Annotated in this window: 15 protein-coding genes and 2 tRNA genes; 7 read left to right on the forward strand and 10 right to left on the reverse strand. The window is 46.5% G+C overall.

Annotated elements, in window-relative coordinates; all coding sequences use genetic code 11:
• Nucleotides 1-11 precede the first annotated feature (11 nt).
• The 3 genes from mpaA to ruvC form a co-directional block, all read right to left on the reverse strand.
• The gene (gene mpaA, locus HUF13_RS02805) at nt 12-710 is read right to left on the reverse strand and encodes a murein tripeptide amidase MpaA (protein ID WP_173473713.1); all 699 of its coding nucleotides are present in this window, start codon (nt 708-710) and stop codon (nt 12-14) included.
• Between the two features lie 132 nt (nt 711-842).
• Nucleotides 843-1,511, reverse strand: coding sequence for a M15 family metallopeptidase (locus tag HUF13_RS02810; protein ID WP_173473714.1), 669 nt, complete (start codon nt 1,509-1,511; stop codon nt 843-845).
• Nucleotides 1,508-2,080, reverse strand: coding sequence for a crossover junction endodeoxyribonuclease RuvC (ruvC, locus tag HUF13_RS02815; RefSeq protein WP_173473715.1), 573 nt, complete (start codon nt 2,078-2,080; stop codon nt 1,508-1,510). The genes HUF13_RS02810 and ruvC overlap by 4 nt, the downstream gene beginning before the upstream one ends.
• Before the next feature lie 89 nt (nt 2,081-2,169).
• Between ruvC and HUF13_RS02820 the strand changes: the two genes are divergently transcribed.
• Genes HUF13_RS02820 through HUF13_RS02830 form a run of 3 tightly spaced genes read left to right on the forward strand, consistent with a single transcriptional unit; the run spans nt 2,170 to nt 7,288 of the window.
• Entirely contained in the window at nt 2,170-4,053 is a 1,884-nt protein-coding gene (locus HUF13_RS02820; RefSeq protein ID WP_173473716.1) for a CHC2 zinc finger domain-containing protein, read from the forward strand.
• Entirely contained in the window at nt 4,053-5,234 is a 1,182-nt protein-coding gene (locus HUF13_RS02825) for a glycosyltransferase (RefSeq protein WP_173473717.1), read from the forward strand. Before HUF13_RS02820 ends, HUF13_RS02825 begins: the two co-directional genes overlap by 1 nt.
• Nucleotides 5,231-7,288 carry an LTA synthase family protein gene (locus tag HUF13_RS02830; RefSeq protein WP_173473718.1) on the forward strand — a complete coding sequence of 686 codons (2,058 nt, stop codon included), beginning with the start codon at nt 5,231-5,233 and terminating at the stop codon, nt 7,286-7,288. The genes HUF13_RS02825 and HUF13_RS02830 overlap by 4 nt, the downstream gene beginning before the upstream one ends.
• A gap of 109 nt (nt 7,289-7,397) precedes the next feature.
• Here the strand turns inward: HUF13_RS02830 and HUF13_RS02835 are convergent.
• The 3 genes from HUF13_RS02835 to HUF13_RS02845 all read right to left on the reverse strand — a co-directional run bounded on the left by HUF13_RS02835 (nt 7,398) and on the right by HUF13_RS02845 (nt 8,683).
• Nucleotides 7,398-7,471, reverse strand: a tRNA-Pro gene (locus HUF13_RS02835).
• A 96-nt stretch (nt 7,472-7,567) separates the two neighbouring features.
• Complete coding sequence (locus tag HUF13_RS02840; protein ID WP_173473719.1) at nt 7,568-8,302, reverse strand: hypothetical protein; 735 nt, start codon at nt 8,300-8,302, stop codon at nt 7,568-7,570.
• A gap of 123 nt (nt 8,303-8,425) precedes the next feature.
• Nucleotides 8,426-8,683: a hypothetical protein gene (locus HUF13_RS02845; RefSeq protein WP_173473720.1), complete on the reverse strand. Its 258-nt coding sequence runs from the start codon at nt 8,681-8,683 to the stop codon at nt 8,426-8,428.
• A 3-nt stretch (nt 8,684-8,686) separates the two neighbouring features.
• Between HUF13_RS02845 and HUF13_RS02850 the strand changes: the two genes are divergently transcribed.
• Complete coding sequence (locus HUF13_RS02850; protein ID WP_304038751.1) at nt 8,687-9,508, forward strand: HAD family hydrolase; 822 nt, start codon at nt 8,687-8,689, stop codon at nt 9,506-9,508.
• A 34-nt stretch (nt 9,509-9,542) separates the two neighbouring features.
• On the opposite strand, the gene HUF13_RS02855 is transcribed toward HUF13_RS02850, so the two are convergent.
• From HUF13_RS02855 to HUF13_RS02870, 4 genes are all read right to left on the reverse strand, one after another.
• On the reverse strand, nt 9,543-9,821 hold the full coding sequence (locus tag HUF13_RS02855; protein WP_173473721.1) for a hypothetical protein: 279 nt from the start codon (nt 9,819-9,821) through the stop codon (nt 9,543-9,545).
• A 448-nt stretch (nt 9,822-10,269) separates the two neighbouring features.
• Complete coding sequence (locus tag HUF13_RS02860; protein WP_173473722.1) at nt 10,270-10,989, reverse strand: AgmX/PglI C-terminal domain-containing protein; 720 nt, start codon at nt 10,987-10,989, stop codon at nt 10,270-10,272.
• 58 nt (nt 10,990-11,047) lie between these two features.
• Nucleotides 11,048-12,022 (reverse strand): TonB family protein, encoded by a 975-nt coding sequence (locus tag HUF13_RS02865; RefSeq protein WP_173473723.1) that lies wholly within the window; start codon nt 12,020-12,022, stop codon nt 11,048-11,050.
• 69 nt (nt 12,023-12,091) lie between these two features.
• Nucleotides 12,092-12,931: a TonB family protein gene (locus HUF13_RS02870; protein WP_173473724.1), complete on the reverse strand. Its 840-nt coding sequence runs from the start codon at nt 12,929-12,931 to the stop codon at nt 12,092-12,094.
• Nucleotides 12,932-13,355: 424 nt separating this feature from the next.
• Between HUF13_RS02870 and miaB the strand changes: the two genes are divergently transcribed.
• The 3 genes from miaB to HUF13_RS02885 all read left to right on the forward strand — a co-directional run bounded on the left by miaB (nt 13,356) and on the right by HUF13_RS02885 (nt 15,929).
• Entirely contained in the window at nt 13,356-14,678 is a 1,323-nt protein-coding gene (gene miaB, locus HUF13_RS02875; protein WP_173473725.1) for a tRNA (N6-isopentenyl adenosine(37)-C2)-methylthiotransferase MiaB, read from the forward strand.
• A 129-nt stretch (nt 14,679-14,807) separates the two neighbouring features.
• Nucleotides 14,808-15,728 carry an SPOR domain-containing protein gene (locus tag HUF13_RS02880; protein WP_173473726.1) on the forward strand — a complete coding sequence of 307 codons (921 nt, stop codon included), beginning with the start codon at nt 14,808-14,810 and terminating at the stop codon, nt 15,726-15,728.
• 117 nt (nt 15,729-15,845) lie between these two features.
• Nucleotides 15,846-15,929 (forward strand) — tRNA-Leu (locus HUF13_RS02885).
• Nucleotides 15,930-15,938 lie beyond the last annotated feature (9 nt).

Here is a 15,938-nt window from a genome sequence, read left to right on the forward strand (position 1 = left end):
GCTATAGCACATTAGCGCAACGCCATGCGTTCCAGAAAATCCGCTAACGCACGTCCATATCGGTCGAACAAGTGTTCCAACGACATGCGCGGGAGTTCTAGCGTCACGCAATCAAGCCCTCGTTCACCGCACCACGTCCCAAGGCTCCCCGGCGTCTTGTACCCAATGTCCGGAACCCATTTCAAGTTAAACGTCGCCATCAGCCTTTCGACAAGTTCTGTTTTCTGCGGAGCATCGACGCAACCCATGGGCGCATGCATCGAAAGAATCGACAAAGGCTTTAGCTTTTCTATCAACGCAACAAGAGCCTGCGTTTCCAGTTCGCTCCCAGCAGTACCCCCTGGCGATAAAAGCGTATCTCGTGGGGCTTCCAAAATAGAGCGCGAACCAACCATCTCCGTCGAAAAATTCTGCGTACCGAAATTGCGGTTCAAGTCAACACCATTTGCATTCCCGCGCGTTCCAAGAGTCATGCCGTCTGGATTAGCACACAAAATAAATGCAACGGAATCAAAGTTATCGTCAAAAGCACGAAGCACACGACTCAAGAGGAATGTCGTTTCAGGTTCTTCACCATGAATACCGGCAATCACAAGCAACTTGCATTTGCACTTGCACGGGTAATAAAGCAGCGGAGCACCCAACACAGAGCGCCCATATTCAAGAGAAGGCAAGCGGATAATACCGCGAGATTCGGGAGAAAATTTCATAAGACAAGTAGACAGTAGGAAGTAGACGGTAGGAAGTTAATATCATTGCAGCCAAGAACTGCTTACAGTGTCATCCTGAGCGAAACGCAGTGAAGTCGAAGGATCTTTTGATATGTAAAAGCGTAATGCATTCTATACAAAGTAAGGATAGATGTAATCCTCCGCAAGTTGCGGGAGGTTCGCAAGCACTGCACGCTTGCATTCCATTTCGCTACGTTCATAAATACGGCGCAACACGTCAAGCGAAAAATGCTCCAAGCGTTTGCGCGACGTGGGCAAGTGCGCAATGTGCCAGCCTTCCGGGCGAATTTTTCCACGACCAGGAATGAACACACGACTAAAGCCAAACGCTTTATCCGCCACCATCCGTTCGGTCAAGAATGCATGAAACTTCGCAAACATCCCTTCGCATTCCGCAGGCGTAAGCTGAACCTCGTAGCCCTCCGGGCACGCAGCTCCATCGACCACGTCGATGTCCGTCCCCAAATGGTGACGGCTCGCCCCCGGAAGTGCAGACCACGTGAGAATTGCATACATCAGCTCTTCTTCATCCTTCGGACGTTCCATCGGGACCCCCGCAGCAGACAACAGCGGAAGTTCCCCACGAGCCTTGCGGTTCCAAATCGAGAGTTGCTTTTCAAACGAGCGATACGCCGACTCCAGGCGTAATTCAAAACCATTCGCCGTAGCATCTCGCGCAAGCAACTGCAAATCAGTCACAATTTCCCTATCCACAAAATAGCCCGGCTGGAATTCAACCAAGTCTGGCGTTCCAAGCCCATACGGCAACAAATCCATCATTGAATCGTCCCTCCCATCTTTTCAATCAAATCCTTCCACTGCTGTACCGTAGCCTTTTTCTTTGTAGTCGTCTTCTTTTTCGTGACAAGCGACTGCACCGGAGAGGCCGGATTCGCATGCGTCCATGCAATAGCAAGCGCATCGGTCGCATCGAGCGGGAGTTCCGAAGACGCAATTCCAAGGCGCGCAAAGACCATGTTTGCCACATGTTCCTTCGAGGCCGCACCATCCCCTGTGACCGCCTGCTTCACGACTCGCGGTGGGTATTCGTCATAAGTCATCCCGCGACGGTGGCACGCCACAAGGATAGCCCCGCGGATATGTCCAAGCACAAGGGCACTCTTTACATTCTTCGCAAAAAACACGCCTTCCATCGCCAAAGCATCGGGATGGTAGTGATCTAGGCGCTCTTCCAGTTCCGAAACAATGTGCACAAGGCGGTCTTCAAGATTTTTCGAAGCGTTCGCATGAAACGTGCCATACTCCAGCACCTGTATTTGATTTCCCGTTTTTTTTAGGAAAGCATACCCAGTTGTAATGGAACCAGGGTCAATACCAAGAATAACCATAACAAAAAAGATAGATAAAATTGCTTTTTTTTCAAAAAATCCGCATTTTTGAAGACGTTCTTTATTAGATTTCTTTATAGGAGGCGACCATGCTGATAGACCAGGAACATGCAGATTACATGAGAACAAAAGCTCACCCCAGACAATTGGGAATTCCACTGAGCCGTTGGGGGAGAAACCTTATAGCTTGCTGCCCGTTCCACGCACCCGAAGAAACTTCATTGTTCTTCTACGATGCGTTGGGTTATTGGCGCTACCGCTGCTTGCAGTGCGGGAGCGAAGGCGATCTAGTTGACTTTCTCATGAAAAGCCGTTTTAACGGGATGGACGAACAAGCCGCCCGCTCTGAAGCTTATGACTTCCTTGGATCGCTCGACAAGGACATAGCAAACAACCAAGACAGCGAACATCCGTGGGTCAAGGAAGTCGGTGGCGAAAAATCCAAGGTTTTGGAATGTTTCGTCCGCTATTGCCACTGGGCAGCCTGCAAAAGCCCATCTTCGGCAAAATTCCTCGAAGCTCGCGGCTGGAGCATTGGTCAAGCACAGCTCTATGGACTCGGCTATTACAGCGGTGACCCGGAGCCGTTCATCAGTTACTGCATGCTCTCCGGCATCGAACGCCATCAGATCAGTTTCTATCTCGACAACCTCGAAGCCTATCACGAACCGAGAATTACGATTCCGGCACGTAACTCCAAGGGATTCATTCATTCCGTTTACGGAAGGCTAATCGACGATAACGAAAAGAGCCACACGTACATCACTTACGCCTCTGGTCCGACCGCCATTCCGTTTAACATCCAAGCGGATAGCGAAAATCCGATTATCGTACAGGGATTCTTTGACGCCCTCACCGCTGACCTCGCCGGTATTCCAGGCGTTGTCTCCACGATGTTCCAAGAATTGAACATCAACCACCTGTACAAGTTGAAGGCCTGCGGAGCAGAAGCATTTACGATCATCTTGCGCCGCGAAGAAGACCGCCGCAATCAAGAACTCAAAATTCAAAAGTACTTGAAGCTCGCCGACCAACTTCACATGAGCCTCAAGTCCATTGTGCTCCCGAAAGACGAGACTGTCGATACGTTTGTCCGCCATAATGGTGCAGACCAGCTCATCGACCTCATTGAAAAAACCGAAGTCGATACAATCCACTCCCACCGTCGCTCGATGCTGTTGCAAGACATCAAGGAAAACTTTGATAACGCCATGGCATGCCAGCCGGATCAAAGCGTGGGCTATACGCTCAGTACATTCCCAAAGCTCACCAAGGAAATCGACGGTATTCAGTCGGGATGTTTCTTCGTGTCTTCGCATCCGTTCGGGCTCAAGACATTCTTGCTTTCTAGCATCACGCTTGACCTCATCGAAAGCAACCCGAGCCTCAAGGTCATTTACGTTGCCTACGAAACTCCGCGCCGTCAAATCTTTGACCGCTTCGTTTCCATGCTCATCGGTGAATCCATCCTCTCCGTGCGCAAGCAAAATGCAGACAACGATATCAACAAGAAAATCATGGAAGCCACACGCGACTTGATGGGTTATGTGCGCAACAATCGTCTTGAAATTTGGGACGACATGCCTTCGCTCGACTTCAACGACCTTCTCAAGACGCTTCAACCAGAGCTCAAGGATCACCCGAATTTGATTCTCGTGATTGACGGCATCGACCACTTGAAGATTACCGACCGTCCAGAACTCCCGGACATCCACGAGAAGCGGTCGTCCATCATGCTTGACTTGTACAAGGCGCTCGACATTCCCATATTCCTCGGTGGTGAACTCATCGATTCCAACATGGGACTTTTAGGGCCACGCGCTTACCTCCGCGATTCCGATGCCATCTACTGGCTCACCGAAAAAGACGGAGTTTTAAGCCTAGCCATTGATTCCAAGCGCTTGGGCACGAGCCGCATTTACGAAGACAGGATTTTGATGAATCCTCAATCTAGCCGCATGCAAGAAGCTTAATGTTTACCATCGTTGATTTTAACAACTTCTGGAGTCCGTCAGGAGGCGGAGTCCGGCGTTATCATTTGCAGAAAATGGCGTTTTACGAAAAGCAAAGCGATGTGCTTTCGGTCTTTGTCATGCCTTCTGCAAGTACATACACGGAAACGCGAAGCGAAGGACTAATCATCGAGCATATCGAGGCATTCCGGTTCCCAGGCAATTGGGAATACCGCTTTATGTGGAAAGAAAGCCAGATCCGCCCGATTCTCGAGAAATACAAGCCTGATGCAATTGAAGTAGGTTCGCCATACATTCTGCCTTCAGTTGTTCATAACATAGCAAAGAAGGTTGTTCCAAATGCAGCATTGTTCAGCTTTTGGCATGCCGATTTTCCAGTGACTTACGTGGGTCGCCCCATCGCCAAAAAATTTGGAGCAGGCACGGGAAAGTTCTTCCGCAAAATTGCATTCTGGTACGCCCATAAAGAATTTGATGGATTCGATTGCGTACAAGCGTCATCAAAAGAAGCGATGGCCCGCCTTAAAAAGAACGGCCTCCCAGACCCGCGCTGGATTCCGCTCGGTTGCGACATCGACACATTCTCCCCAGAGCGTCGTGACGAAGCGTTAGTCGCCAAACTTAAGGACGGTGAACCCGACCGCCTCACGATATTTTTCCCGCATAGGCATTGCAACGAAAAAGGGATTGACCTTGTTCTCGGAGCCTACGATATTTTAACGCAAAAGCTCGGGCACGAACCCGCAATAGTCTTTGCCGGCACAGGTCCAAGCCTCCCGCTCGTACAAGCGGCTGCCGAAAAATACAAGCATGTAAGCTACATCGGGTTTGTAAACTCCATTGACGAAATGGCCCGCTATTACGCGAGCGTCGATATGGGGCTTGCGCTCTCCGGTTGGGAAACGTTCGGACTTTCCATTCTCGAAAGCATGGCTAGCGGAAACGCCCTCGTCGGAGCCGCGGCAGGAGCCGCATTCGAGCACGTCACGGAATCAGGTGCAGGTACAATCCTCAAGGAACGCACGCCCGAAGCGCTTGCCGATGCCATTGTCGAGCTCTATCATTCTGACCTCACCGAAAAAAAGGCCAAAGCACGAAAGTACGCCGAGAAATTCAGTTGGAACGATTGCTTTAAGCGCCAGCTCGCGCTCTACAAAGAAATTACCGGACTTAAAAAATGAAAAACTTTATACAAAAGATTGCCAAGTTCTTTGAGCCATCCAAGAACTTGGTTTTGATTTCGCTCGCCTTTTGGATAACGCATATTCTACTCCGCATAATGCTACTGTTCCGTAGCAATCCTTACGGATTCCCCTTCGTTTCAAAACCGGACTGGTTTATTTTCCACGCGGTCTGTATTGACTTTATGTGGATCTGCAATGCGCTCGTGGTGTTTATGGTGCTCGGCGGAATTGTCGCAAAAATCGCAAGTTCGAAAAATGCTGATTCAAAATACGCGGGCGTTTCAAACGAAGCCTCAATCTCAAAAGTCGCAAAGGTCACGACGATTCTCTATACCGTTTTCCATAGCGTTATCTTACTTTTCACGCTATTGGACAACGAAGTTCAACGATTCTTGGGTGGGCATTTGAGCTTCGGCCTTATGGACACCTACAAAGATACTTCATCTATCGCCATGTTCTATGACTACGTGGCAAACGATTTATCCGTCCCTTATTTGCAATTCGTAGTCCTCGTGTCGATGCTCCCGCTGACCTACGGCTTATATAAATTGTTGGTCAAGCATTACCGTACACCGGAAGGTTTTCGTCTAAAGAAGTCCGCCATCGCGATGATAGTTTTCTACATCGCTTCTTACCTGTTCGTTTATTTTATCTGGACCGGTCATGCGCGCATGACCAAGCTACGTCCGGTCGTTTCACTTGTCTACAACGACCTTTTTGTTTCAAAGAAAGTAGCCGGGCTTACCGAAAAAGATCTCGCCGCCTACCGCACCACTTACCAAAATTTATGGCAACACGTTGAAGGCGATAGCCTTTGGAAATTTTCCGATGCAAAAGAAGGCCATGGCCTACCGCTTTACCGCATCCCGACCGAAGCTCTTTTAAAAAGCGAAAAACTTGCCGCCCAGCGCGAGATGAAGCCGAACTTCATTTTAGTACTTATGGAATCGCATCGCGGGCTCAACACGGGCTACATGAATCCGCAAATCCAGCCCTCGCCCACGCCGTTCCTCGATTCAATTGCAGCGAACTCTCATGCTTGGATTCGCATGCACACCAGCGGCGTCCCGACAACCGGCGGCGTTCTCTCAACACACCTCGGCATCCCGCACCATTCAAGGCTTGCACAAGCCACCGACCTAGCACACATTTCGCTCCCCAGTTTTGTTTCCGTGCTAACAGAGAACGGCTACAGCACGCACTACATGTCTGCCGCCGATCCCGCTTGGGATAACCTTGGCGTTTGGATGGCCAAATGGTACACTGCAGAACATTACAGCCGCGAACGCGAAGACGATTCCACCTTCATGGACCATGCTGCCCAATACGTGCGCGACACGCTCTCCAAACAAGGCAAGCCATTCCTCGCCACACTCATGACGCGCTCCAACCATTACCCGTTCAACTTTGCCGCTGGCATGACCGACGAGCAAAAAGCACGCCCCCTGCAAGAGCGCATCAACGTCACTATGAACTACGCCGACAGGCAGCTCGCCCACTTCATCCGCTCCATTCAAAACGAAGAATGGTACAAGAACACGTACGTCATCATCATGGCAGATCACGGATTCCCGCTGGGCGAAAACGGCGTTTCGACCATGAACGGCGGAGGATTCTCAAACATCAGTTGGATTCCGTTTATAATCCACGGCAAAGGGCTTGAACCAACTCACGACACGACAACAGCCGCTCAAATCGACATCGCGCCCACAATTCTTGAACTTGCCGGATTCGCAGTCCCGAACATTTTCATGGGGCACAACTTGTTGCGAGAAACAGAAACCATTCAAAATGCAGACAGCACGATCGTTCAAAAGGAACGCGCAGGCCTTTCGCTGGGTGCGTATTCCGGTTACTCTGCACTTGGACTCGACAACTACCGCGTTGTTTCAAAGACCGCTAGCAACGACGAAATTTACCTTTTTGCCGATAGCGATATACGTCAAGAGCACGACCTCGCCAAAACAGAAGCCGAACGCACAGCAAAAATGCATGCTATGCTCGACACACTCATCAAAATTTCGGATTACTCGCTCGAACACGGACTTTAATCTACGAGACGCGTCAAGGCCAACGAGATGCGTCGAAGCAATTCAAGGCCGCATAAAAAGCCCACAGACTTTAACGCAAAAAAGACTCGTCAATGACGAGTCTTTTTAGTCGGGATGACTGAATTCGAATCAGCGACCTCTTGAACCCCATTCAAGCGCTCTACCAGGCTGAGCTACATCCCGAGGTCTCTTACAAGAGTATGCCAAAGTTAGTTAAACCACGGTATTTTTTCAAGGCAAACTCTTGAAAAAAGCATTAATTAGCCCATTCCGGCAGCGCTAGTCCTTCCAATAACCAACGATAAGCACTTCGGGAGTTGCCTTCGGGAATTTTTTGCTCTTGAAGCCAACAATTTTGCGGATGCTCTTTTGCTTGAGTTCCCAGCCCGTGCGGGAAAGCCCACTCGTCGAAAGCGTCAGCTTAAGTCCGGGAACCTTGCCCCCTTCCTTAATTTTGCCGATGTCATCGACATTCAGCATCACATTCTTTGTCTTGAGCTTAAATTCCTTTTGGGCGTTTTCGTCAAGCGCCAGGTCCGGACGAGTTTTCTTGTCGGTTCCCCACACGTAGAATGTCCATTCGCGCTTTTCATTCGGGGCATAGTAACCCGTATCAAATAGCTTTTCGCCAAAGAAAATCGGATTTTTCACATAGCCGTCAAGCTGCGCCGCATATGACTTACCCTGATTGTCAATCATCACCACGACCGGGTTGATTTGGCCATCCATGCCTGCAAAATCCATATCGAATTCAATTGTCACCGGAGCATTCGGAGCAATCTTAGTCGGATACTTGAAATTCGACATGCCAATACCTTGGCCCATCACGGTTTCAAGAACAATTTCTTTATTTGTAATGTTAGCGCCTTTAATAACAATATGCTTGACATCGCCCTGGTCCGCATAACCAATTGGATACGGATCCGGCACAAAACGGATAATATCGTCAGCCATGGCTGTCGCCGAAAATGCGAGAGCGACCACAAAAAGAGATTTGAAAATTCTAGACATCATGATATGAATATAGTAAATAGCAGTTGGTAGAACTTAGTAAGAAGTGGTTAAGAGCACGTCATTCTGAACTTAACGAAGTGAAGTGAAGAATCCAGTAAAACTTCATCCGAAACATGTCAAAAACTAACGCATCTTTCTATCCTTGCACAAATACATAGCCTCTTCGCGGCATTGCGCAACAACATCGGAGTTCTGCGAATTAAAATGCCTGCTGAGGCAAGAATCGTATTTTTCTTGATCCAGACATTTCGCATTTTTTCGATCCACTGTTTCGCGATCCGTCGGTCCGTACCATTCTTCAGCACAACTATCAGTAGATGCACATGCGCATGCCCAAAAGATTGGGCTTAGCAGAATGGAAATAATCAAAGACTTCGGCATAAAATGAATATACAAAATTCTACATTTGGCGCCATGACTCCACACGACGAACTCAAAGCATTGCTTTCGAAAAAAGAACTGTTCATTTTCGATTTAGACGGAACGCTATTCAATACTCTTGGCGATTTGGCGCCCGCAGTGAATTATGCAATGAAGCAATTCGGGCTTAAAACACATCCCAACGAAGACGTAAAAATTTTCATCGGTAACGGATCCATGAACCTCATCCGTCGAGCGGTAGCCGCTAATTATGTAGGCATGGAAAACATCCGTGATATCGATAAAGTCGCCGCCGTGCTAAGCAGCAATGGCTACAGCGAAGAAAACATCAAGGAAATTCATAAAGTTTATTCTGAATACTATTGGGAACATTGCACCGAAAACACGGAACCGTACGAAGGGGTTATAAAACTCGTTCAACGAATCGCAAACATCAATCGTGACGAGAACTGCACTAATGGTAATGGGTACTGCGCCGGGACTAAATGCGCGGCGATGCTCACGAACAAGCCGGTCGCTCCCGCACAAAAGATTCTCGAAAAATTCGGACTCGAAAAATCGTTCGCCACTTACCTCTGCGGCGACACTACGCCCGAACGCAAGCCAAGCCCCGCTGGGATTTTCGAGATCCTACGCCAAACAGGGATCGTCCCCGAAAAAGCAATTATGATTGGAGACGACACGCCTGATGTTCTAGCCGCAAAGAACGCAGGCATCGACTGCATCACGCTCTTCGAAGGCTTCGGCAAAGCAGAGAATCTACTCCCCTTGTCGCCACGATACACCACCGGCCATATCAAGGATTTCGCGAAGTTTATTGATTAGATGATTCCATCATCGCGACAAAGATAATTCTAAACTAATTATTCTCTTCTGAATTTTGATTAAAATTTTGAATAAACTCTTCAAAATTTTCTCGAGGCATTCCCAAAACGCAATCGTCACATCCATCATCTGGAATTTCTCTTACTTTCACAAGCAAATCTTTCTTAGCCCATCCAATGCACGAGTGCGTTTTCAACACCACAAATTCACCACGATCTTTTAGAAGAAAAGCTTCTTCATTCAAAGGTAAACGGCATATCTCTTCTTTAGCACTTGAATCCCGAAATAACGGAACCTCTTCTTTTTTAGGCATAACCTCAACTATTCGAGCCCATATTTGACTGGCCGTAGATAAAACAAGCAATAGAAATAAACCCAATCTCATTTTTAAAAGCTCTGCATATTTTCTTTACTTTTTCATCGACGGATTTACTAATAAATCCCTTGAATATTGTTTTGACGTTTCACTAATAGCGTCATCAATGTCATATGGACGTACTTCTATAGATATATAGTTTGTTTGATAATTAAAAGGCGCAGGAACCCCATAATAAAACTCCACTATCTCTATTTTTTTTGCCGCCGTTTTTATGGAATCCTTAACAGCTCCTTTTGAGGGATATCTTGTTTTTCTTCCGCAGCACCGCAATTAGCCCAAAATACGGCCGTGAGCAACAGCGTAATTTTATGAAAATTTTCTCTAAAGAACCTAGACATAACTATGATTATACAAAATTATTTGGTCGGCGACAAAGGCTGTTCTAAAGCACTTGAGGACGCCGAAGAGATACTTCGTACAGATTAACAGGAAATGTAAAAGTTGCGCCTTTCTGCGTTTTCGGGAACACCCAACGACTGACAGATTCTTTTATTTCTTCATTCATGGCGCTAAAGGGGCTATTTTCAGCGATTGTAGTCGATGTAATCTCAACTTTTTCAACCTTGCCGCTTGAAGCAATTTTCAACGTCAAAACAATTTTCCCTTCAAATTCATTTGCAGAATCCGAACGATTCCTTATATTCTTGGAGCAGACATAACGTAAGCCAAGAATTCGTTGGCGATATACCTTTAAAAAAGCTTGAACATCAATATCAAGCCCTTTGATGACAACATTTTTTTCAGACAATGGCTTTATACGACACTGGCGAACATACTCACGAGCACAACCATCACAAACAACATCCGAAAGAACGCCATAAAGAGCCACTGTTTGCAATAGTCCATCCAAGTTAGGTTTTTCAGCTTTTACAGGAAAACTATCACGATAAATTTTAGAGATTTCAACCTTTTTCAACTTTATCGGATAAAAAATCGACTTTTCCTTGAGGCTATCAGACTGCTGTTTATTAACATCCTCCGCTTTAGGATTATCTGTTTTAGGAGCCTCAGCTTTTTTTTCAGCATCACCGCAACCAGCCCACAATACCGCCGCGGTCATGAGTGCCACTTTGCCAAGAAATTTGCTAAAGTTTTTTGCCATGTTTTATAAATAACAAAATTCAAATCAGAAAAATCAGCAGGAAAATAAATTTTTTCGATTATTTAGGCTGCGACGAAGTTTTGTCTTCTTCATAAAAACGAATAGGCACATAAACAGTCGTCTCAGATTCAACCTTAGAGAAAGTCCATCGACTTGCTGCGTTTCTTATCTCTTCATCAAAACTTTTAACACCCGTCGTCGATTTCTTTATTGAAGATTTTTTTACGGTTCCATCAGCAGCAATCGTCAACTTTAAAACGATTTTTCCCTGAAATGTATTAGCAGAATTTTTCTTGATGAATTTTCTGTATATAAGCCTTAAACCCGGACTTCTTTGTCGAAGAACACGCTCAACTCTAGAAACCATATCTTGATTAATAGTTTGTTTGTCTGCGAATTCAATATTTTGATAAAGAACTTTCACAAACCATCTAGATGAAATCGTATTCGAATAATCCAATAACGATAACCCATCATCTACAGAAGCGTTTCCAGGACCATTATTAAATCGACCTTCAGAACCATCATTAAAGCCAAGACGACGTAGTCTATTCCTATCCGCAATAACACCATAATAACACATAACAGAGCCTAAATCTGATCTAGCTTTCAAAATCGAATCACGATTTTTTGCAAAAATAAACCTCCGCATAAGAGCATATTGATATCCGTCTTTCTTTTTTTCTACATCATTCCATTCAATCGGGAAAAAAGCCTTCATCAAGCTATCTCTAGTCCGCTGTTTTTCAAGCAGTTTCGCGGAATCCAGCAATACGACTGTTTGGGAATTTGCATCAAGAGAATCTTTAGGATTCTCAATCGCAAGAGAATCGTCTTTTCCCGATACATGCGGCAACGCCGCAGAATCAGACGATTCAACGGAATTGGATATTTCAGTTACACCGAAACTATTCGAAGCGTTGCTTACCGGCTTTTCATTTTTAGAATCATTATCGACATTGCAACCAGCCCACAGCACCGCTGTAGCCAACAATGCAATTTCACTAAAATATTTGCTAAAGAAATTTGCCATAATTTAATAGGGAGTTAGAAGAATACTGCAGGAAGTTATCAAAAAAAATTAAGAGTCTGTTCTAAGCATTCAATCCTTATAGAACGTAAACGGGATCTTAAATGTTCCCTGAACATTTTTTTCGCCAAAATTCCAATATTTCACAGTTTTCTTAAGTTCTTCGTCAAATTCATCATAGCCCGTTGTCGAAGAATCAATTTCAACATTTTCAACGAAACCGTTCAAATTTATCTTAATTTTCAAAACAACAGTTCCATTAAATTCTGGATTCTTTTTCAAAAACATGTTGTAAATAAGACGCACAGTAGATGATCGTTGGCGAACCACATTTAAAACAGCCGAGACACTATCATTGACAACAATAATATCCGATTCATTTATTTCTTGCACACGACCTTTAGCAGCAGAGTTTAGATATCTTATTACATCATCTCGCGATGTAACAACTCCATAAAGAAAAACATTTTCTCCAAAATTTTTCCTAACACGCCTCATTTCTTTTAACTGCATCTGCACTAGACACTTCAAAATACCACGAGTATCAAAACGTTGACAATCTTTACCGGATCTTTCAATAGGGAAAAAAACTTTCATCAAGCTATCTCTAGTCCGTTGCACTTCAAGCTGTTTTGCAGAATCCAACAATACGACCGTTTGGGCGTTCGCATCAAGAGAATCTTTAGAAATCTCGTTCGCAAGAGAATCGTCTTTTTCCGTTACATTCTGTAACGCTGCAGATTCAGTCGATTCAACGGAATTGGATATTTCAGTCACACCGAAACTGTTCGAAGAGTTGCTTACCGACTTTTCATTTTTCGAATCATCATCGACATTACCGCAACCAGCCCACAGCACCGCTGTAGCCAACAATGCAATTTCACTAAAATATTTGCTAAAGAAATTTGCCATGGCCATAAATAACAAAATTCAAAATAAACAATCAATGCAAAAAAATTTCTTTTACAATTTTTTTTCACATCATTTTGGCACAAAGGCTTTTCAGAACTTTCCATTGAGATGATGAGATTTTTGCGTTTTTCGCACTTCTCGCGCGTCGCTCGCCTTGCACGCTTTTACTAAATTGGCACGCTTCGCGTGCATTTGACATTTGCAATGTCATGCAGCTGCATCTCGACCATAGACGATGTAAAAACATCGTCTGCGGCACTCGATTTGCGTGCATTTAGTACGGCTCGGACATGCTCGTTCAAGCAAGCTTGACTCGCGCGTCGCTCGCTTTTGACGCCTTCGGCGTCCGTAGCGGCAGCTCAAATATGCGAAAGCAAGCTTTCGCGCATTCCTCGCCTTGCGCACTTTTACTAAATTTGGCCGCATGACGAAATACCACTTGGCCACATACGGCTGCCAGATGAATGAATACGACTCCGCGATGATAGCTCAAGAGCTAGACATGTGCGGCTGCGTCGAGACGAACAACCAGGAAGACGCCGACATCATCATCGTGAACACCTGCAGCGTACGCGAAAAGGCCGAGGAAACCGCCATTGCGAACATCAGCAAGCTCAAGTACTTGCGCAAAAAGAATCCCGACGTGAAAGTCGTCGTTTGCGGCTGCATGGCCAAGAACCGCGGCCCGGAACTGTTGAAGCGCCTCAAGAACGTGAACTACATCGTGGGCCCGGACCAATACCGCAAAATTCCGGAGCTTCTGTTCGGCGACGCCCAAAGCCCGCTGCACAAGACGCACCACAAGATGTTCATCGACGAGGACCGCAACGAAAACTACCTCGGCGACTACGCCAAGTTGAGCAATAACTTCAGCACGTTCGTTGCCATCCAGCGCGGTTGCAATAAGCGCTGCAGCTACTGCATCGTGCCATACCTCCGCGGTCCCGAGAAATATCGCGAAGCAGATGACATCCTCGCCGAAGTCCGCAGAGCCGCCGACAAGGGCATTACCGAAGTCATGCTGCTCGGGCAAACCGTAAACGCCTACAAGACCGCCACCGAAGACTTCGCCACGCTTTTGACAAAGGTCTCCGAAATCGGCGGCATCAAGCGCATCCGCTTTACAAGCCCGCACCCGCGCCATTATACGAACGAACTCATCGACGTTCTTTTGAACAACCCGAAAGTTTGCCATTACGCGCACATTCCGCTCCAGAGCGGCTCCGACGCCATTCTCAAGAAGATGCGCCGCCAGCACAACATGGAACAATACATGACCGTCATCGAGCAGCTGCGTAGCCATGACCCGTATTACGCCATTTCGACAGATGTCATTTGCGGATTCGTGGGCGAAACCGATGAAGATTTCGAACAGACTATCAAAGCATTTGAAGCATGCCAGTTCGATACCGCCTACATGTTCATTTACAGCCCGCGCAAGGGAACGGAATCGTTCAACGAGCCTGAAATTCTCACGCCCGAAGAAAAGTCCGCACGCCACACGCGCCTCGTGGAACTCCAGAACGCCATTACGCTCAAGCGCAACCAGATGATGATCGGCCGCACCGAAGAAATCCTCGTTGAAGCAAGCTCCACTCGCGACAAGACTGAATTTGTTGGTAAAACAGACAATTTCAAGAAGGTCATCTTCAAGCCCGAAGAAGGACACATCATCAAGCCGGGCGATTACGTGCAGGTTAAAATCGACGACATCCGCGGTTGGACGCTCCGCGGCACGCTCGTATAAAACACGCTCGTATATATCGCAGACCCCGCCTTGCGGTTCATTTACGTAACTCAAAGATATTCAACGAGTTACACGTTTTCACATTTGTAAAATCCCTCAAAAATTTATATTTTTGGAATAGAGGGCAATATGGCTAAATATTTTATTCGTAATTTGGTTATTTCTGGCGCCCTGAGCGCATTTTCCACAACAGCATCCTTCGCAGAAACCGCACCAACACTGGCTTCTGCACAAAAAGCGTATGTCAACGGCAACTGGAAAGAAGCAGCCTCCGCTTACGAAGTCGTTTGCCCCACACAACCCGATTCCAGCCGTACTGAATGTTTTTTGTGGAATATCCTCGCCCTCTCTCAAACAGGCGTAACCGCAGATTTCACCAAAGCCGGTAAGCGCCTAGACTCCCTCATCGACAAGACCAATCCGCAAAAAACTATTTATACAGACCTCATGATGACTAAGGCTCAGTTTCAGCTGTACCTTGGCCGTTACAACAAAGCCGCACAATCCCTCATCCATGCAATTGAAACTTCACAGCCGCACCAAGTTACAGTGTTGCAAAAAGTCTGTTCTGCAGTGCAAAGCCGCACCCGCAACGAAGACCTGAACGAAGCTTGCCAAAATCTAGGGAACCCAGAAGCGCGCAAGGCAAAAACCGAAGCGTCCACCAAAACAGCGCCAATGCAAACCGCAGCAGCTAAGCAACCTCCCGCGCAAAACGCAACACAAACAGCATCTGCGCAACCTGTTCCACCGACGCAACCAAACACGACTAAAGTCCCTGCAGCAAAAAACGCCGAAGAAAAATCTACATGGCAACTGCAACTGGGCGCATTCAGCGTCAAATCCAATGCCGATTTGCTCGTTGACAACTTGAAAAAACGCAACATCGCCTGCACAATCAGCCAAAACACGCTTGAAAGCGGTAAAGTCCTCTATATCGTGCGCACCGGTCCTTTTGATACAAAGGAAAGCGCAGTGGACTACGGAGCAAAAAAACTCACTCCAATCCACGTGGAATTCAGGCCGTTACTCGTAAAACAAGCTCTTTAAGCAAATAAAATTATACTCGAAAAAATTTTTTACAGTTTTTAACGCAGAAAACTTGCGTTTTTTCGCATTATACCTACAAAAAAAGCAAAAATAGTGCTATATTTGTGTTGCTCCCCCGCCGGGGTGGTGAAATTGGTAGACGCGCTGGACTCAAAATCCAGTACTCGCGAGAGTGTGAGGGTTCGATTCCCTCCCCCGGCATTAAACGTT

The sequence above is a fragment of the Fibrobacter succinogenes genome, from assembly GCF_902779965.1.
GTDB classification, from domain to species: domain Bacteria; phylum Fibrobacterota; class Fibrobacteria; order Fibrobacterales; family Fibrobacteraceae; genus Fibrobacter; species Fibrobacter succinogenes_F.